This is a genomic window from Streptomyces sp. AgN23, assembly GCF_001598115.1.
Taxonomy (GTDB): Bacteria; Actinomycetota; Actinomycetes; order Streptomycetales; family Streptomycetaceae; genus Streptomyces; species Streptomyces antimycoticus.
Genome location: NZ_CP007153.1, coordinates 1,376,047 through 1,394,685, shown reverse-complemented (window position 1 = coordinate 1,394,685; position 18,639 = coordinate 1,376,047). Strand labels below are relative to the sequence as shown.

The following is an 18,639-nucleotide window of genomic DNA, read 5'->3' as shown; positions in this document are numbered from 1 at the left end:
GTCGTGACAAGCGGGACCGAACACCTCATCGCCGAGCGCGTCGGCGCGACCCTGGTGCTCACCTTGAACCGGCCAGAGGCCAGGAACGCGCTCTCGCTGCCGATGCTGGTCGGGCTGTACGACGGCTGGGCCGAGGCCGACGAGGACGATGCCGTGCGCTCCGTGGTGCTCACCGGCGCCGGTGGGGCCTTCTGCGCGGGAATGGACCTCAAGGCGCTCGCGGCCGGTGGCCGGATGGACGGGCAGCATGTCCGCGACCGCCTCGCGGCCGACCCCGATCTGCACTGGAAGGCGATGCTCCGCCACCATCGGCCGCGCAAACCGGTGATCGCCGCCGTCGAGGGCCCCTGTGTCGCGGGCGGCACCGAGATCCTTCAGGGCACCGACATCCGGGTCGCGGGCCGCGGCGCCACCTTCGGGCTCTTCGAGGTCCGCCGCGGGCTGTTCCCCATCGGCGGCTCCACCGTACGGCTGGCCCGCCAGCTGCCCCGCACCCACGCCCTGGAGATGCTGCTCACCGGGCGCCCCTACCCGGCCGAGGAGGCGGCGCGGATCGGACTGATCGGCCATGTCGTCCCGGACGGCACGGCGCGGGAGAAGGCCCTGGAGATCGCCGAGCTGATCAACGCCAACGGTCCGCTCGCCGTCGAGGCGGTCAAGGCGTCCGTCTACGAGACCGCCGAGATGACCGAGTCCGACGGTCTGAAGTCCGAACTCGAACGCGGCTGGCCGGTCTTCGACACCGCCGACGCCAAGGAGGGTTCGAAAGCCTTCGCGGAGAAACGGCCGCCGGTCTACCGCCGGGCGTGATCCCCCAATACCTCAGGCCGCCGCCCCACGCCGGCCGCGCGGAAGGAGACGCACCCCCATGACCCCGGCTCCCTCACCCGAGGTGCTCCAGGCGCCTCTGGTCGTCGAGTTCCCCTTCACCCGCTCCCTCGGCCCGGTGCAGAGCGCCTTCCTCACCGGACTGCGTGAACGCACCGTGCTCGGCGTGCGCACCACCGACGACCGGGTACTGGTGCCGCCCGTCGAATACGACCCGGTCACCGCCGACGAGCTGTCCGACCTCGTCGAGGTCGCCCCCACCGGCACCGTCACCACCTGGGCCTGGAACCCCGCGGCGCGCCGCGGCCAACCCCTGGACACTCCCTTCGCCTGGGTACTGGTGCGGCTGGACGGTGCGGACACCGCCCTCCTCCACGCCCTCGACGCGCCCGGCCCCGACGCGGTGCGCACCGGTATGCGGGTGCGCGTCCGCTGGGCCACGGAGCGGGTGGGCGCCATCACCGACATCGCCTGCTTCGAACCGTACGACGGCGCCGGGGGCGGCGAAGCCGTGCCGCACAGCGGGGAGTTCACCGACCCCGTCACCGGCATCGTGGCCCCCGCCCGCCTCGACTACACCTACGCACCCGGCCGCGCCCAGTCGCGCTATCTGAAGGCCCTCGGCGACCGCACCACCCAGGGGGAGCGCTGCCCGTCCTGCCGGAAGGTGTACGTCCCGCCCCGGGGCGCCTGCCCCACCTGCGGGGTCGCCACCGACGAGCAGGTGGAGGTCGGCCCGCGCGGCACGGTCACCACCTTCTGCATCGTGAACATCAAGGCCCGCAACCTCGATATCGAAGTGCCCTATGTCTACGCCCATATCGCCCTGGACGGGGCCGGTCTGGCCCTCCACGGGCGCGTCGGCGGCATCTCCTACGACCAGGTGCGCATGGGGCTGCGCGTGGAGCCCGTATGGAGCGAGGACAGCCGCTACCCCGACCACTACCGCCCCACCGGCGAACCCGACGCCGACTACGACACCTACAAGGAGCTGTTGTAGATGCGAGAGGTTGCCATCGTCGCCTTCGGCCAGAGCGACCACCGGCGCGACAGCGCGGAGGTCTCCGAGGTCGAGATGCTGATGCCCGTCCTCCACCAGGTGCTCGACGCCGTCGGGCTCCGGGCGGGCGAGATCGACTTCACCTGCTCCGGCTCCTCCGACTATCTGGCGGGCCGGGCCTTCTCCTTCACCATGGCCCTCGACGGCGTCGGCGCCTGGCCGCCGATCTCGGAGTCCCATGTGGAGATGGACGGCGCCTGGGCGCTGTACGAGGCATGGACGAGGCTGCTGACGGGCGAGGCGGACACCGCGCTCGTCTACTCCTACGGCAAGTCCTCGCCCGGCGATCTGCGGGAGGTCCTGACCCGCCAGCTCGATCCGTACTACGTGGCGCCCCTGTGGCCCGACTCGGTCTCCCTCGCCGCCCTCCAGGCCCAGGCGCTGCTCGACGCGGAAGACGCCGAAGGCACCGTCGCCGACGAGCGGGCGCTGGCCGCGGTCGCCGCGCGCAGCCGGACCGCGGCCGAGGACAACCCGCATGCGCAGGTGACCGGTTCACCGCCGCCCGAGGCCCTGCTGGACGACCCGTATCTGGTGCGGCCGCTGCGCCGCCACGACTGCCCGCCGGTCGGCGACGGCGCGGCCGCCGTCGTGCTCGCCGCCGGGGACACCGCGCGCCGGCTCTGCCGCCGCCCGGCCTGGATCCGTGGCATGGACCACCGGACGGAGGCGCACAGCCTCGGCGTACGGGACCTCACCCGCTCCCCGTCCACCCGGCTCGCCGCCGAGCGCGCGGGCGCCTTCGAGGCCCCCGCCGACCTGGCCGAGCTGCATGCGCCGTTCACCTCGCAGGAGCTGATCCTCCGCCGGGAGCTGCGGCTGGGGGAGGGCGTACGTGTCAATCCGTCCGGCGGGGCGCTGGCCGCCAACCCCATGATGGCCGCCGGGCTGATCCGCCTCGGCGAGGCCGCCGACGCCATCCACCGCGGCGCCGCCGACCGGGCCCTCGCCCATGCCACCTCGGGCCCGTGTCTGCAGCAGAACCTGGTGGCGGTCCTGGAAGGGGATGTCCTGTGACCAAGGAGCCGGTGGCCGTCGTCGGGATCGGCCAGACCAAGCACACCGCCGCACGCCGGGACGTCTCCATCGCCGGGCTGGTCCGGGAGGCCGCCGTACGGGCCCTGGACGACGCCGAGCTGACCTGGGCGGACATCGACGCCGTCGTCATCGGCAAGGCGCCCGACTTCTTCGAGGGCGTCATGATGCCCGAGCTGTACCTCGCCGACGCGCTCGGCGCGGTCGGCAAGCCGATGCTGCGCGTGCACACCGCCGGTTCGGTCGGCGGCTCCACCGCGCTGGTGGCCTCGGGCCTGGTCGCTTCCCGTGTCCACCGGACCGTACTCACCCTCGCCTTCGAGAAGCAGTCGGAGTCGAACGCCATGTGGGGGCTGTCCCTGCCCATCCCGTTCCAGCAGCCGCTGCTGGCCGGGGCGGGCGGCTTCTTCGCCCCGCACGTGCGGGCGTACATGCGGCGCACCGGCGCGCCCGACGGTATCGGCGCCCTCGTGGCGTACAAGGACCGCCGCAACGCCCTGCGCAACCCCTACGCGCATCTGCACGAACACGATCTGACGCTGGAGAAGGTGCGGTCCTCCCCGATGCTGTGGGACCCCATCCGCTACTCGGAGACCTGCCCCTCCTCGGACGGCGCCTGCGCCCTGGTGCTCACCGACCGGGCCGGGGCGGACCGTGCCCCGTATCCGCCCGCCTGGATGCACGGCGGCGCCATGCGCAGCGAGCCGACGCTCTTCGCGGGGAAGGACTGCGTCTCGCCGAGGGCGGGCCGGGACTGCGCGGCCGACGTCTACCGCCAGGCCGGGATCACCGATCCGCGCCGGGAGATCGACGCGGTGGAGATGTACGTGCCCTTCAGCTGGTACGAACCCATGTGGCTGGAGAACCTGGGCTTCGCGGACGAGGGCGAGGGCTGGAAGCTCACCGAGTCGGGGGTGACCGAGATCGACGGCGAGCTTCCGGTCAACCCCTCCGGCGGGGTGCTGTCCACCAACCCCATCGGCGCGTCCGGGATGCTGCGGTTCGCCGAGGCCGCACTCCAGGTGCGCGGACGGGCGGGCGAACACCAGGTCGACGGCGCCCGTAAGGCGCTCGGCCACGCCTATGGCGGGGGCTCGCAGTTCTTCTCGATGTGGGTGGTCGCGGACACGCCGCCCGCCAATTGAGTCTCCTCCTCAGTCCTTCTTTCGTGGCCTGTGCGGCACCGGTCACGATCGCTAGGGTGGGGCGCGGACGACGATCCGGGAGGATGAGCTGACGTGGCCGACACCACCACCACCGCACAGCCACTGACAGGAAGCGCAGAGAAGCCCGATCTCGACCTCTCGGGCGCCCAGTGGCAGTCGAGTAGCCAGGGGGTGGGCGATGTGGAGATCGCCTTCGTCGAGGGCTTCATCGCGATGCGCCACGGCCGTCGTCCCGAGGGCCCGGCGCTGATCTTCACCCCGGCCGAGTGGCGCGCCTTCGTCCTGGGCGCGCGTGAGGGCGAGTTCGACCTCACCTGAACCGGGACCGCCGATCAGGGGCGGGCGGGTCCGGCCGGACCCGCCCGCCCCTGGCATGTCGCCCCTCGGAAGAGCGCGCCACGGACCCGGCCCCGCGGCGCCCGGCCCACAGCGGTGAGTGCGTTATCGGCCAGGATCAGGACGCGGAACGCCCTGATGGATCCATGCCTCGCCGGACACGACCGAGGGGCCCATTTTTCCATGTGGCCACCGGAGGTTCACGACTCCTTCACGTCCTGTGGTGAAACGTGAGGGTGACTCATGGTAACGGTGGCAGGTCGCAGTAGGTCTCCGCGGGCCGGAACAGAATCGTCCACCGCTCTATGCAGCCCCGGCCCCGGCGGGTAGTTTTCCCTCCCACTTCCCCGTTGCCCGGGGCGGCAAGTCGGCCGAAAACAGGGGGTGTCGTGCGCGAATTCAGTCTCCCTCACATGGTGGAACCACTGCGCGCGGGCGGGCTCGCGGACTCGGTCTACGAACTCGCGGACCGCGAACCGGACAGGGCCCAGCTCGCCCGGCGCGACGCCACCGACCGCGGCCGGTGGACTCCGGTGACCGCCGGGACCTTCCGGGACGAGGTGCTGGCGCTGGCGAAGGGCCTGCTGGCCGAGGGCGTGCGGTTCGGGGACCGAGTGGCCCTGATGGCACGGACGCGGTACGAGTGGACGCTGTTCAGCTATGCCCTGTGGTCGGTCGGGGCCCAGGTGGTGACCGTCTACCCCACCTCCTCGGCGGAGCAGGTGCGCTGGATCCTGGCCCAGACCCGGGCCGTGGCCGTGGTGGTCGAGGGCGAGGACCACGCCATGACGGTCGGCGCCGTCTGCGACGCCCTTCCCTGGCTGCGCTCCATCTGGCAGATGGACCAGGGGTGCGTGGCGGAGCTGTGGCGGCGGGGCGCCGACGTCCACGAGGAACTGGTCACCGAGCGGCGCTGGCTCGTGGAACCGCGCTGTACCGCGGTCATCTGCTACACCTCGGGCACCACCGGACAGCCCCTGGGGTGCGTGATCACTCATGCCAATCTCGCCGCCGAATGCGACACCCTGTTCGCGGGCTGGAGCGGGCTGTTCGCCGAGCCGGGGGTGCGGCCCGCCATCCTCGCCTTCCTCCCGCTGGCGCATATCTACGGACTGATGGTCCAAGTGCTCTGTGTGCGGGGCGGCATCCTCATGGGGCATGAACCCGAGCTCACCCCGTCCGTCCTGCTGCCGTCCTTCCGGAGCTTCCGCCCGACCTGTGTCTTCGCGGTGCCCTACATCTTCGAGAAGATCCTCGCGGCCGCGCGGACAGCCGCCCAGGACGCGGGCAGGGGCGTGGTCTTCCAGAAGGCCATGGCCACGGCGAGGCGCTACGCGGCGGCCGTCGAGCAGCAGGCACAGGGCGGCGGGAAAGGACCGGGCCCGGGGCGCAGGGCCATGCACGCCGTCTTCGACCGCATGGTCTACCGGCGCCTGAGAGCCGTCCTGGGCGGCCGGGTGCGCTACGCGGTCACCGGTGGCTCACCGTTCAGCCGGGAGCTGGGGCTGACGTTCGCCGGCGCCGGGATCACCGTCTACAACGGCTACGGCCTCACCGAGACCACGGCGGCGATCACCGCGCAGCCGCCCGGCCGGCCCCGGCACGGCACGGTGGGCCGCCCGATGCCGGGCACGACGGTGCGTATCGCGCCGGACGGCGAGGTATGGGTGCGCGGCGACACCGTCTTCGAGGGCTATCTGGACGATCCGAAGGCCACCGGGACCGCGCTGCGCGACGGCTGGCTGCGCACCGGAGACGTCGGGTTCCTCGACGGCGAGGGCTATCTCACCATCACCGGCCGTAAGAAGGACATCATCATCACCAGCGGCGGTAAGAGCGTCTGCCCGCTGCCGCTGGAGGAGCGGCTGCGGGCGCATCCGCTGATCTCGCAGTGCGTCCTGGTGGGCGACAACCGCCCCTTCGTGGGGGCGCTGATCACCCTGGACGCCGAGATGCTGGCGCGCTGGCACCAGGTGGTCGGCTCGGGGCTTCCCGTCGGCCGGGAGCACGCGTCGGCGAACAAGGCGCTGCACGCGGAGATCCAGCAGGCGGTCTCCGCGGCGAACCTCTCGGTGTCCAGGGCGGAGTCGATCAGGGCCTTCCGTATTCTCCCGAAGGAATTCACCGTGGCGGACGGACTGTTGACGCCCTCGCTCAAACTGCGGCGCGACGCGGTCTACAAGGTCTGCGCCGCACAGATCGAGCAGCTCTACGCGAGCTGAACCCCGGCTAATGGGACCCCGAGCCGCTGCCCAGCGGTGGCAGCGGCGCGCCCCGCCCCGCGCGGATCAGCTCCTCCGCGCCGGTCAACTGGGCCCAGGGCCGCTGCCGTCCCCCGCTGACCGCCTCGGTGCCCCGCTCGTCGTAGCGTGCCGTACGCAGCGACCAGCCCAGATTGCCGGTCATCACATGCCGCATGCCGTCCACGTAGCGCCGCACGGCGTGGTGGGTGCCCGGGTCCGCCCCCGCCTCGGTGAGCAGCGCCGGCAGCCTGGCCGCGGTCTCCTCGAACCACCGATAGCGTGCGTTGGCCAGGTCGGCGATATGGCCTACCGCGTCCTCCAGTTCACCACCCGCGCGCTCCCACTGGACGATGACACTGTTGTGGACGTCGCCGACGGCCAGTTCCTTGTCCAGGGAAGCGATGTCATTGGTGAAGACCACCACATCGTCCGTAGCCTCCCGCATCCGCGCCATCGGGAAGCCGCCGTGCAGCGCGGGCGGCAGGATGTAGCCGCCGAACGGCTCGTTCAGGTCGAGACAGGGCTGTACGCCTATCGAGTGACGCCGCAGTGCCAGCACGGCCTCCACCGAGCGCGGTGCGTCCCCGCCGGCCCCGGGCAGGGCGCCGGTCCGCTCCAGGGCCTCGTGGTGGTAGGAGTGCAGGTACTCCAGCCAGTGGTGGCGGAAGCGGTCCCGCCACACCTGCGGCCGCCCGGAGTTGATCCGTCGCCACAGGTCGCGGAAGCTCTCCAGGAGCGGCCCTCCGCCGTCCTGTGCCCTGCCGTGCGCCGTGTCCTCCTCGGTGATCCGGATGACGTCCGCCACCAGCCGTGCCACGGCCTCCGGACGGGAGCCCAGTTCGCCGTCGAACTGATCGTCGAAGACGAAGTACCAGCCCACGAGGTCACTGCCCAGGTTCAGATCGGCGCCGGTCGCCCGGGGGTAGAACAGGCCCGCCAGCACGTCGAAGCGGAGCGCGTCGTACTCGGCGACGGACGCGCGGTCCTCGAAGACACCGAATCGCGAAAGCCATTGGATGGTGTGCTGCCTGGCTGCCTCCGTGCCGGGACTGAGGTCGGCGGAGGCCGGAAAGTCGAACAGGGCCGCCCGGCGCAGCAGTGTCGTCTGCCGGGCCGGTGGTCGCGAAGCGTGCGCGTGCATGATCGTGTCCGCCCCCTTCGTCGGTCGGGCGGCCGAGGCCGCACATACCACAGGCGTGCGCGGCGTCTGGCCACCCCGGTGAATCCGGTCATCCTCGCGTGCGGAACGTGGCATCGATAGAGGAGGCAGTGAAATGGCGTGTGCCACTGGCAATGCCCGGCGGAAAACCCCCCATTGGAGGGCTACGGAGCGTGCCATCCGCGCTACGCTCGGCGTCACCTGCCGGAGGGGAAGAACGTGGCGGAGGACATGAGCCAACAGAACCTGACGCGCCGGACACTGCTGGAGCGGGATCGGGAGCTGCGCGCGGTGGACGCCGCGCTCACCGAGCTGTGCGGAACGGGCGCCGCCGATCGGGCCGAGACCCGCGGCGGCGGAGTGATCGCCTTCGAGGGCCCCGGCGGTGTCGGCAAGACCGCGCTGCTCGGCGAGGCGCGCCGGAGGGCCGCCGCACGCGGCTGCACCGTGCTCCGGGCCCGCGGCGGTGAGCACGAACAGGGCGCGGCCTTCCATGTGGTGCGCCAGCTCTTCCAGCCGGTGCTCGCGGCGACCGGCGAGGACGAGCACCGCAGGATCCTCGGCGGCTGGTACGACATCGTCGCGCCCGCGGTCGGCCTGGTGGTCTCGGGCAACGGCGGCGCACCCGATCCGCAGGGCGTCCGCGACGGCCTCGACTGGCTGGTGACCCGCTTCACCGTGGAACACGCCCCGGTCGTCATGATCCTCGACGATGTCCACTGGGCCGACCCCGAGTCGCTGGACTGGCTGACCCGGTTCGCCTCGCGCACCGCCGACCTGCCCCTGCTGCTCGCCGTCGGCTACCGCCCGGAGGGCCTGACCGCCGACGTCGCCGTGATACGGGCTCTTGCCGAGCGCCAGGGATCACGTCCCCATGTGCTGGCGCCGCTGACCCCGAGCGGAGTCGGCAGGATCGTCCGGGAGGTCCTCGGGGACCACGCCGACGACGCGTTCTGCCGCGAGTGCTGGGCGATGACCGGCGGCAACCCCTGGGAGATCACCGAACTCACCGCCAAGATCCGCGACCGCCGGCTGAAACCGCAGTCGGAGAACCTGCCCGCGCTGCGCGAACTGGTCTCCTCGGCCAAGGACAGCGGGCTCAACGAGCGGCTGACCCGCCTCGGCACCGCCGCCGTCCGCCTCGCCTGGGCCGTCGCCGTCCTCGGCATCGAGGCCACCCCGGCGCTGACCGCCGATGTCGCCGGGCTCAGCGACACCGAGGCCGTCGATGTGGTGGCGCGGCTCGTCGATGCGCGGATCCTGGCCCCGCCGCGCCCCGGAAACGGCACCAAGCCCCTCGAATACCTCCACCCGCTCATCGCCACCGCCGTCTACCAGGCCATCCCCGGCGCCCTGCGGGTGGCCATGCACGGCCAGGCCGCCACCGTGGTGCTCGGCGCGGGCCTGGGCTCCGCGGCAGCGGGCCGGCATCTGCTGGAGATGCACCCCGAGGGCGACCCCTGGGTGGTGCACCATCTGCGGGCCGCCGCCCGGGAGTATCTGCGTGCCGGAGCCCCCGACGCCGGGCGTCGCTGTCTGGCCCGGGCGCTGCGCGAACCACCCGCCCTCGAGGAGCGCCCCGCCGTGCTGTACGAGCTGGGCTGCGCCGCCCAGCTCACCGAGCCCGACGTCACCGTCAACCATCTGAGAGCCGCGCTCGAAGAGCCCGCACTCGGCCCCGACCTGCGCGAGGCGATCACCTACCGGCTCGCCCAGGCATACGGCCACAGCGGCCGTATGGAGGAGGCCGCCCAGGTCGTCGCCGCCGAGATCGGCCGGGCCACCAGCGCCCGCACCCGGCTGCGGATGCAGACCGAGCAGCTGATGTGGAACATGTTCCGCGCCGACGAGAAGGAGTCGCCCGCCCGCTCCCGGCGCCTCGCCCGGCTCGCGGACCACCTCACCGGCCGCGGCATGGCCGAGCGCTATCTGCTGGGGCTGCGCGCCTGGGACGCGCTGACGCGCGGCGAACCGGTCGCCACCGCGCTGCACTACGCGGAGGAGGCCCTCGGCGACGGCCTCAGCTGGACCGATGACGACTGGGGCTTCGAGGTGCCCATCCTGGTCGCCCTGGTCTTCCTCCACTGCGACCAGCCCGGGCGCGCCGAGGAGCTGTTCAACAAGGGCATCGCCCAATGCGAGCGCAAGGGCTGGCGCGGCTCCCATCTGGCGTTCGGCTTCACGCTTCTCGGGTACGCCCGGCTGCGCCGCGGCGCGCTCGGCGAGGCGGAGGAGCTGGCCCGGGAGGGGATGCGGATCGCCGATCTGGTGGGCTCCTCGACACCCGCGCACTGGACCGCGGTCGGCACCCTCATCGGAACGCTGATCTGCCAGGGCCGGGTCCGCGAGGCGCAGGAGTTCGCGGCCGCGCACCGCGGCGAGACCCTGCCGCAGGCCACGCTCTGCCCCGACGTACCGGCGGTCCGCGGCGAGCTGCTGCTGGCCGCCAATCTGCACCGCGAGGCCCGGCACCAGCTCACCGAGGTCGGCCGCCGCATGGACGGGCGCGGTATGCGCAACCCCGCCTGGTGCCCCTGGCAGCTCCACCTCGCCCAGACCCTCGCGCTGACCGATCCCCCGCAGGCCGTCGAGGTCGCCGACGACGCGGTGCGCCGCGCCCGTCAGTTCGGCACCCACTCCGCGATCGGCAAGGCGCTGCACACCGCGGCCACCGTGACCCAGGGGCCGGAGCGGATCAAGCTGCTGGCCGAGGCCGTCAGCCATCTGATGCGGTCACCGGCCGCGCACGACCTGGCCGTGGCGCTGGTCGACCACGGCGCCGCGCTGCGCCGCATCGGCCTGCCCCAGGAGGCCGGCGACCGGCTCTACCGCGGTCTGGAGGGAGCGGTGCGCTGCGGGGCCGACGCGCTCGCGGCCCGGGCTCGCGACGAGCTGTCCGCCGCCGGGCTGCGCCCCATGCAGTTGCGTGTCGATCACACCAGCCCGCTGACCTCCCAGGAGCAGGCCGTCGCCGAGCGGGCCGCCGAGGGCTGGCCGGACGCCCGGATCAGCGAGGCGACGGGGCTGGAGGAGCGTGAGGTCGCCCGGCTGCTCTCCGATGTCTACCGTAAGGTCGGCACCGACCGCGCCGGTCTGGCGAAGCGGCTGATCACCCCCACGGCCGGCCTGCCCCAGCGCCCGGCGCCCGACCCCGGATGAGGGGTGCGGCCCACCTGCTCCCCGGCACGGTAACCGGCACGCGGCCACGTACCATGTCCGCATGTCCTTCCTCCGCCGCCGCAGCGCCGCCACGCCCACCGGGCCGGACTTCGATGTCCTCGCCATGGACCCGGGAGACTGGCCCGGCGATCTCGGGGCGGGGCTGCTGCCCGCTCCGGACGGCACCTGCCAGGGCGTCTTCCTGCGCTACGACCTGTTCGGCGGCCGCGGCCCGGCGATGATCATCGGCAATCTGCCCGACGGGTCCCCGGCCCGGGAGGTCGCGGACGGCCAGCCGCCGTTCGAGGTCGCCCAGCTGCTGGCGGCGCTCGGGAACGACGAGCCGGTGCAGGTGGTGGACACCGAGGACAGCCCGGTCATGCATGAGGACAACCTCCTCATCGTCCGCCGGATCAAGCTCTCCGAGGGCCGGATCTCCTGCGCCCAGTTCGACCGCAGCGACGGGGTGCTCGTCACCATCGCCAGCTGGGACCGGCCGATCACCGACGATCTGTACCGGCTGCTCAAGCCGCTGCCCGCGGAGATGTTCCAGCAGCGCTGAGGAGTGCCGCCGAGGGGCCGTGAGACGCCCGTACGGCACACAGCCGACACGGTCCTCACGACCCCCGGATGGCCCGTCCACCACTCTTCCGCGGCGGACTGACGGCCCGTCGGGCTCACTTCCCCGAGCGCCGGACCGTCACATCGGCGGCCCGGACGAACGCCACCCGGTGCCCGAACTGGATCTGGTAGTACACGTCCTGGCCGCGCACCACCTTGTGACCCGCCGGATCGAAGGTGGTCGCCCACAGATACTCGCCCCGCGTCCTCAGCCCCAGCGGATAGGACTGCCCGGCGAGCAGCTTGTACGGCAGCGGCGAGACCGCCTGCACCGGCACACCCTCCGGATACGCCGCCTCCTCCGGATAGGCGCGGCCGTACACCGGCACCTCCGCCACCCCGGCCTTGGGCGTCACGACAAGCCCCTTGGCGCTCACCGCCGTCGGCCGCCGCTTGGGGTCCTGGAACCAGGCCCGCTGGCCGAGGTACCAGATCGCCGTCCAGTCGCCCTCACGGCCCGCGACCGCGAACTGCTGCCCGGTGGTGGCGCGGGCACCGGTGTCATTGACGCCGGTCGTCGAGTCGGAGCCGTCGGGGCGCAGCCCGATGTCCTTGACCAGCGGGGCATCCGCACGCGGCGCGGTGTGCAGCCGCACCGCGGCCGAGCCGTGCGGGGCACACTCCTCGCCCGCCGTCTCACAGCCGGTGTAGACGGGCCGGTTGGTGTCGTAGTCGGGGCGGATGGTGACCAGCCCGCCGGAGGAGCCCGCGGTCCGCCGGAAGGGCGCGCCGAGCAGGGTGAAGTAGTGCGCCCAGTCCCAGTAGGGGCCGGGGTCGGTGTGCATGCCCGCGATGGTGGCGGTGGTGGTGCCCGGCACATTGTCATGGCCCAGGATGTGCTGGCGGTCCAGCGGAATGTCGAACCGCTTGGCGAGATAGCGCACCAGCCGCGCCGAGGAGCGGTACATCGCCTCCGTGTACCAGGCGTCCGGAGCGGTCAGGAACCCCTCGTGCTCCAGGCCGATGGACTTGGCGTTGACGTACCAGTTGCCCGCGTGCCAGGCCACGTCCTTGAGCGGCACATGCTGGGCGATATGCCCGTCGGAGGAGCGCAGGGTGTACTGCCAGGACACATAGGTGGGGTCCTGGACCAGCTTGATGGTGGTGTCCCAGGAGCCCTCGGTGTCATGGATGACGATGTAGTCGATGGACTGCGAGGCGGGGCGGTCGCCCAGGTCGTGGTTGCCGTAGTCGTTGTCCCCGAACTCCTCGTAGGGCGCCGGGATCCACTCGCAGGACACATCCTTGGGGGCCTCGACATGCGGATCCCGGGCACGGGACGGCAGACCGAGCGTCCGCAGCTGCCGGGTGTCCGGCGCGAGTGCGGGCGCCGCGTCGAGGGAGACCCGCTCGCCGTCGGCGGTCGTCCGCGCGGCACCGCCGCGGATCACCTCGTACACCTCGTCGGCGAAGGCGGCCGCGGCCGTGGCGTCATCGGCGCCGGAATAGGCCGCCACCGCCGCGTACCAGTCGGCGGGGTCCTCGCTCGGCGGCAGCCCCAGCCGCTTCTGGGTGGCGGCCAGCAGGGCCGCGCCACCGCGCACATTGGCGCTCTCATCGCCGCGCAGCGCCTCCGCGGACAGCCCCGTGAGCTCCGCGGCCCGGCCGAGGGTGCGCAGCCGGGCGGGCAGCTGCCGGGGTTCGGGAACGGTGGCCTTGGGGACCCTCAGGGGCCGGGCGAGGTCGCCGCGCGCGTCCTCGGTGCCCTGGCTGTGGTGCGGGGCGGTGAGCAGGGCGGTGTGGGCGTCGGTGAGATGCATGGGCCCATAGCCGCCGGTGACGCTGGGCGCGCCGCGGTGGCCGTCCCAGCGCGACTGGAGATACGAGACGCCCAGGAGCACCCTGAGCGGAACGCCGTACTCGGCGGCCGCGGCCGCGAAGGCGCGCTGCAGGGCGCCGCCGTCGGCAGGAGGACCGTCGGCCCGCGGCTGGTCGGCATGGGCGGCGGATGTCGCCGAGACCAGCGGGAGCAGAAGGGCGGCGGACGCCGCGGCTCCCGCGGTCCGCAATGTGGTTCTCCGGGTGGGGCCGGACGGGTTTCTGTTCGCGTCGTCTGCGCTGTCCTGTGCGGATTCTGGCATTGCAGCCTCCTCAAGCGGGCCGGGCCGAGCCACTTAGAGATATGCGCTGCCAGGCGTGACGTCAATCGCCGTCACCCAGACGCGTGTTCGCATGTCAGCCCAACCGCGGCGCGTCACCGGTCCAGACCGGTGACGCACCCCTGCCGCCATCCGCCTCCGCTCAGCGGGTGCCGACCGCCGCCCGCACCGCCCGCCGGGCCAGCGCACAGTCGTCATGCAGCCGGCGCAGCAGCAGCCGCTGCTCCTCACCGGCCGGGACCGCGCCCGGCACCACGGGGGCGGGATCGTGCATGGTGCGCTGCACCGCGGTCTCGTACTGGCGGATCTCCCGCGTCAGCACCAGCATCAGATTCACCAGGAAGGAGTCCCGCGCGGCCGGGCCCGCGGCCTGCGCCAACTGGCTGATCTGGCGTCGGGTGACGGGCGCGTCGCCCAGCACCGTCCACAGCGTGGCCAGGTCATAGCCGGGCAGATACCAGCCCGCGTGGTCCCAGTCGAGGAGCACCGGGCCCGCGGGGGAGAGCAGGACATTGTTCAACAGGGCGTCGCCATGGCAGAACTGCGCCGGGGTCTGCCGCCCCCAGGCGTGCGAGACGCCGCGCAGCAGCTTCTGCAGATCGCCCATGTCCCGGTCGGTCAGCAGCCCGAGCTCGTGATAACGGGTCAGCCGGCCGGCGTAGTCGATGGGGGCGTCGAACAGATCGGCGGGCGGCCGCCATTGGTTGACCCTGCGGATCGCGCCCAGCACCGCACCAAGATCGGCGCGCGGCGGGGGCTCGGTGGGGTGGCGCTGCGCGGCCGCGATCCGCCCGGGCATCCGCTCCATGACCAGCGCGCAGTTGTCCGGGTCGGCGGCGATCAGCCGGGGCACCCGCACCGGCGGGCGCTGGCGGACGAACGCCCGGTACATCGCTATTTCCCGGCGGAACCGCTCGGCCCACACGGGGGAGTGGTCCAGCAGGCACTTGGCCACCGCGGTGCTGCGCCCGGTCGCCCCGATCAGGAGCACGGACCGTCCGCTGCGCCGCAGCACCTGCACCGGGTTGAACTCCGGACAGATGCGATGGACCGAGGTGATCGCGGTGCGCAGCTGCGCACCCTGTGGACCGGACAAGTCGAGTCTCCCGCGAGGCGGCACGGTGCCGAGGGCGGCGGTCCGCCGGGCCCGGCCGCCGTGGGCGGGATCGAGGTACGGCCCGGAGCCGGGCAGCTGCCGCCGGTACGGCCTGGGCGGGACGGACACGGAGGACGACGCTGCGTACATGGGCGATACAGATCCCTTCGTGTGCCGACGAGTTGCGTACGCACCCGGCCCCGAGGCGGGGCCGCACCCTGGGGAATGCGGCCGGTTCAGCTCGATCCGCCACGGGGCCGGGTAACGCACTCCTACATCACACCCCTGTGCGGGTGGCACACCATCTGGCGGACCCTGGCGAACCCTGGCGAATAGTCGCACGGCTCGTGACGGGACCGTTACTGTCAAGTCAGCCGAGGAACCTGGGGGCTTGACGTGACGAGGGAACCCAACACCCGTCTTGCGGACCTGTTCGGCCTCGCCGGATGGTCCAAGGGGGAGCTCGCGAGGCTCGTGAACCGGAAGGCGGCGGCCATGGGCCATCCGCAGCTGGCGACCGACACCTCGCGGGTGCGGCGTTGGATCGACACCGGCGAGACGCCGCGCGATCCCGTGCCCAAGGTGCTGGCGGCCCTGTTCACCGAGCGTCTCGGTCGAGTCGTGACCACTGAGGATCTCGGGTTCGGACGAGGGGGGCGCTCGGGAAAGGGGCAGCCCGCCGACGGGCTGCTCTGGCCGCCCGAGTCCACGGCCGCGGTCCTCACCGAATTCACGGGAATGGACCTTATGTTCAACCGACGCGGCTTGGTGGGTGCGGGCGCCGCGCTCGCCGCAGGATCCGCCATCACCGGTGCCATGAGCGAGTTTCTGCTCTCCGACCCCACCCTCGCCACCGATGCGCCCCGTACCGACAATCCCCTGTCCGTCGAGCCCGTGGGCTTCGACCGCTATGAGGCCGCCCCGGTCGGCTCCCAGGAGATCGACGCCCTGGAGACCTCGGTCGAGGTCTTCCGCGCCTGGGACGCGGCCCGCGGCGGCGGACTCCAGCGCAAGGCCGTGGTCGGCCAGCTCAACGAGGTGGGCGGCATGCTCGCCTACCGCCACCCCGAGCATCTGCAGCGCAGACTGTGGGGGGTGACGGCCAACCTGGCGGTGCTCGCCGGCTGGATGTCCCATGACGTCGGCCTGGAGCCCACCGCCCAGAAGTACTTCGTCATCGCGGCCCACGCGGCCCGCGAGGGCGGCGACCGCCCCCGGGCGAGCGAGGCGCTCTCCCGGGCCGCCCGGCAGATGGTCCACCTGGGCCGCCCGGACGACGCCCTGGATCTGATGACGCTGGCCAAGACCGGTGCGAGCGAGGCCGCGCTGCCGTGCACCCGGGCCATGTTCCGCACCATCGAGGCATGGGCGCAGGCGTCCAAGGGCAACGGCCAGGCGGTGCGCCGCGCCCTGGGCGAGGCGGAGGAGCTGTTCATCTCGGACCGGGACGAGGGGCCGTCGCCGAGCTGGATGCAGTTGTTCAACGAGGCGGATCTGTACGGGATGCAGGGGCTGGTCTACCGCACCCTCGCCGAGCATGAGCCGGGGGCGGCGGGCATCGCCGAGAGCCATGCCAAGAAGGCGCTGCGGATGCGGGAGGGCGGGCGCCAGCGGTCCCAGATCTTCGACTACATCTCCATCGCCTCGTCCTGTTTCATCGGCGACGATCCCGAGCAGGCCGAGCGCTATGCCCGGATGGCCCTGCTGACGATCGAGCAGAACTCCTCGCATCGCACCTGGGACCGGCTGCGCGAGATGTACCGGCTCACCGGGCGGTACTCCACGACACCGGCCATCCGGCAGCTGCGTGAGGAGATCCAGCAGGTGATGCCGAAGGGTGGCACGGGGAAGGGCGGTCCGGGGCTGAAAGGGTCCGGCTCCATCGCCCGGAGCGCGGCCGTCTAGCGGCCGGGCCACGCCGCACCAGGGGCCCGACGAGGGGGCAACGCCTTACGACGAGTCAACCCTGACGACAACTCACCCGTATGGGAAGCCAACGGCTTACGAGGGCCGATCACCGTGCCTTACGAGGACCGATCACCGCGCCACGCCGACGCGGGAAGCCGCGTCATGCGCGGGCACCGGTGACCCTGGCGATCAGCACACAGGCGTCGTTCTCGCGCGGCTCGTGGCCGAACGCCTCGGCCACGAGCCGTACGCACTCCTGTGCGCCATGGGCGGCGGTCAGCCGTGGCGCGAGCGCGAGCAGCCGCTCGGTGGCGCCCTCGGCGTCCTGGGCGAGCCGTCCGGTGTGCAGCACCAGCAGATCGCCCGGCTCCAGCCGCTCCTCGGACTGGGTATACGTGGCGCCCGTGGTGGCGCCGAGCAGCACGCCGTCGGGAGAGCGCAGCGGGCGTCCCGTCCCGTAGCGGAAGAGCAGCGGGGCGGGGTGTCCGGCCTGCGCCCACACCAGGGTGCGGGTGCGCGGGTCGTACTGCCCGCAGGCGGCGCCGACCAGCGCGGGCTGGGAGGAGACGGCGAGCAGCTGGTTGAGCCGCCCCATCAGCGGGCCCGGCTCGATCCCGGCCACCGCCATGCCGCGCACCGCGCCCAGCAGCATGGCCATACCGCAGGTCGCGGTCACGCCATGGCCGGTGAGACCGCCGACGCTCAGCAGGGTCCGTCCGTCCGGCAGTTCGAGCGCGTCGTACCAGTCGCCGCCGATCTGGGCGCTGGACTCGGAGGGGAGATAGTGGGCGGCGATGTCGAGGGCGGCGATGTCGAGGGCGGCGCCGTCGGCCGCCGGGCCGGTGCCCGGAAAGCCGTCACCGGACGGAAGCCGGAGGGAGCCGCGCCACGGCGGCAGCACGGCCTCCCGCACCTCCACCGCCAGCCGGCGCTCGGTCCGCGCGATCCGCCGCTGGTGGCTGAGGGTGTCCCGGCTTTCGCGCACCGCCCGTTCGCTGCGGCGCAGCTCGCTCACGTCCCGGAGCACGGCCCACATGGAGGCGGTGCTGCCGTCGGTGTCGAGCACCGGCTCGCCCGCCATATGGACGGTGCGCACCACCTCGTCCGCGCGCACGACGCGGAACTCGCCGTCGATCGGCTTTCCGTCCACCAGGCAGTCCGTGACCATCGCGGTCAGGATCGGCTGATCCTCGGAGAAGATCCAGGAGGGCAGCTCGTCGAGGGTGAGCCCGCCGTCCCCGGGGTCGCGGCCGAAGATCCGGCACAGCTCGTCGGACCAGGTCACCTCGTCGGAGAGGAGGTTCCACTCGGCGCTGCCGACCCGGCTCAGCAGCGAACCGCGGCCGGTGCCATCACTTTCGGCCGGGGCCTCGGCCGCCGCCCGCGTGTCGGCTTCGGTCCCCGTCGCGTCGGCTTCGGTCCCCTCGTCCGCTCCGGGGGGATCGGCGAGCAGTCCCTCGCGCAGCTCGCCCAGATGCCGGTCCAGATCGTCCAGCTGGTGGGCGGCGAGCTCGCACAGCGCACGCTGCCAGCGCACCTGCGCGTCGTCCGTACCGCCCAGATCCGCGACGGTGTCGCGGCGGACGGCGTCGAGCCCGCCGCGGAGCCGCTGGGTCTGCGAGATGAGGGCGTCGACCGTGTCACGCTGGGGAGGTGGTACGGAGGGATGGTCCGCGGAGCGGGGGGACGGCATGACGTTCTCCGATACGGGCGCGGCGCGGCCGGGTCTTGAGGGGAGGGACCGGTAACGACTCTTGCACAGGCTGCGACATCCCGTAAGCGGTTTGGCAATACCCGATCCGGTGGTGCTTGCGGCATATGCCAATGGCCTTCCGGGTGCATATCGGCGGGGAATCGGCGGAGGGCGCGATTCCGGGTAGGCTGCGGCGCTCGGGAGTCCCTCAGTCCCACGCCGTTCATCAGGCATAC

Annotated in this window: 13 protein-coding genes; 9 read left to right on the top strand and 4 right to left on the bottom strand. The window is 72.5% G+C overall.

Features of this window, described 5'->3' with window-relative positions:
• Window positions 1-3 precede the first annotated feature (3 nt).
• The 6 genes from AS97_RS06055 to AS97_RS06030 all read left to right on the top strand — a co-directional run bounded on the left by AS97_RS06055 (window position 4) and on the right by AS97_RS06030 (window position 6,647).
• Window positions 4-810: a crotonase/enoyl-CoA hydratase family protein gene (locus tag AS97_RS06055; RefSeq protein ID WP_210564464.1), complete on the top strand. Its 807-nt coding sequence runs from the start codon at window positions 4-6 to the stop codon at window positions 808-810.
• Window positions 811-868: 58 nt separating this feature from the next.
• Entirely contained in the window at window positions 869-1,828 is a 960-nt protein-coding gene (locus AS97_RS06050) for an OB-fold nucleic acid binding domain-containing protein (RefSeq protein ID WP_210564463.1), read from the top strand.
• Complete coding sequence (locus AS97_RS06045) at window positions 1,829-2,905, top strand: thiolase domain-containing protein (protein WP_210564462.1); 1,077 nt, start codon at window positions 1,829-1,831, stop codon at window positions 2,903-2,905.
• Window positions 2,902-4,068 (top strand): thiolase domain-containing protein, encoded by a 1,167-nt coding sequence (locus AS97_RS06040; protein WP_059145471.1) that lies wholly within the window; start codon window positions 2,902-2,904, stop codon window positions 4,066-4,068. The genes AS97_RS06045 and AS97_RS06040 overlap by 4 nt, the downstream gene beginning before the upstream one ends.
• Before the next feature lie 93 nt (window positions 4,069-4,161).
• Window positions 4,162-4,407 carry a DUF397 domain-containing protein gene (locus tag AS97_RS06035; RefSeq protein WP_086708648.1) on the top strand — a complete coding sequence of 82 codons (246 nt, stop codon included), beginning with the start codon at window positions 4,162-4,164 and terminating at the stop codon, window positions 4,405-4,407.
• Between the two features lie 407 nt (window positions 4,408-4,814).
• Window positions 4,815-6,647, top strand: coding sequence for an AMP-dependent synthetase/ligase (locus tag AS97_RS06030; protein ID WP_210564461.1), 1,833 nt, complete (start codon window positions 4,815-4,817; stop codon window positions 6,645-6,647).
• A gap of 7 nt (window positions 6,648-6,654) precedes the next feature.
• Here AS97_RS06030 and AS97_RS06025 read toward each other — a convergent pair whose 3' ends face one another.
• Complete coding sequence (locus AS97_RS06025; protein WP_059145469.1) at window positions 6,655-7,809, bottom strand: isoafricanol synthase; 1,155 nt, start codon at window positions 7,807-7,809, stop codon at window positions 6,655-6,657.
• Between the two features lie 249 nt (window positions 7,810-8,058).
• Here AS97_RS06025 and AS97_RS06020 point away from each other — a divergent pair, with 249 nt between their 5' ends.
• Window positions 8,059-10,986 (top strand): AAA family ATPase, encoded by a 2,928-nt coding sequence (locus AS97_RS06020; RefSeq protein WP_210564460.1) that lies wholly within the window; start codon window positions 8,059-8,061, stop codon window positions 10,984-10,986.
• Window positions 10,987-11,047: 61 nt separating this feature from the next.
• Window positions 11,048-11,548, top strand: a complete 501-nt coding sequence (locus tag AS97_RS06015; RefSeq protein ID WP_086708651.1) for a hypothetical protein — start codon at window positions 11,048-11,050, stop codon at window positions 11,546-11,548.
• Between the two features lie 115 nt (window positions 11,549-11,663).
• Here AS97_RS06015 and AS97_RS06010 read toward each other — a convergent pair whose 3' ends face one another.
• Window positions 11,664-13,688 carry a peptidoglycan recognition family protein gene (locus tag AS97_RS06010; protein WP_210564459.1) on the bottom strand — a complete coding sequence of 675 codons (2,025 nt, stop codon included), beginning with the start codon at window positions 13,686-13,688 and terminating at the stop codon, window positions 11,664-11,666.
• A 160-nt stretch (window positions 13,689-13,848) separates the two neighbouring features.
• Window positions 13,849-14,952 carry an aminoglycoside phosphotransferase family protein gene (locus AS97_RS06005; protein WP_059145466.1) on the bottom strand — a complete coding sequence of 368 codons (1,104 nt, stop codon included), beginning with the start codon at window positions 14,950-14,952 and terminating at the stop codon, window positions 13,849-13,851.
• A gap of 246 nt (window positions 14,953-15,198) precedes the next feature.
• On the opposite strand from AS97_RS06005, the gene AS97_RS06000 reads away from it, so the two are divergent.
• Window positions 15,199-16,707: a hypothetical protein gene (locus AS97_RS06000; RefSeq protein WP_125758214.1), complete on the top strand. Its 1,509-nt coding sequence runs from the start codon at window positions 15,199-15,201 to the stop codon at window positions 16,705-16,707.
• A gap of 163 nt (window positions 16,708-16,870) precedes the next feature.
• On the opposite strand, the gene AS97_RS05995 is transcribed toward AS97_RS06000, so the two are convergent.
• On the bottom strand, window positions 16,871-18,403 hold the full coding sequence (locus AS97_RS05995) for a SpoIIE family protein phosphatase (RefSeq protein WP_210564458.1): 1,533 nt from the start codon (window positions 18,401-18,403) through the stop codon (window positions 16,871-16,873).
• Window positions 18,404-18,639: the final 236 nt, after the last annotated feature.

Excerpts from the sequence above, each read along its gene's own strand:
- AS97_RS06010 (WP_210564459.1), bottom strand. The coding sequence starts at position 13,688 with ATGCCAGAATCCGCACAGGACAGCGCAGACGACGCGAACAGAAACCCG.
- AS97_RS05995 (WP_210564458.1), bottom strand. The coding sequence starts at position 18,403 with ATGCCGTCCCCCCGCTCCGCGGACCATCCCTCCGTACCACCTCCCCAG.
- AS97_RS06005 (WP_059145466.1), bottom strand. The coding sequence starts at position 14,952 with ATGTACGCAGCGTCGTCCTCCGTGTCCGTCCCGCCCAGGCCGTACCGG.
- AS97_RS06050 (WP_210564463.1), top strand. The coding sequence starts at position 869 with ATGACCCCGGCTCCCTCACCCGAGGTGCTCCAGGCGCCTCTGGTCGTC.
- AS97_RS06025 (WP_059145469.1), bottom strand. The coding sequence starts at position 7,809 with ATGCACGCGCACGCTTCGCGACCACCGGCCCGGCAGACGACACTGCTG.
- AS97_RS06045 (WP_210564462.1), top strand. The coding sequence starts at position 1,829 with ATGCGAGAGGTTGCCATCGTCGCCTTCGGCCAGAGCGACCACCGGCGC.
- AS97_RS06015 (WP_086708651.1), top strand. The coding sequence starts at position 11,048 with ATGTCCTTCCTCCGCCGCCGCAGCGCCGCCACGCCCACCGGGCCGGAC.
- AS97_RS06020 (WP_210564460.1), top strand. The coding sequence starts at position 8,059 with ATGAGCCAACAGAACCTGACGCGCCGGACACTGCTGGAGCGGGATCGG.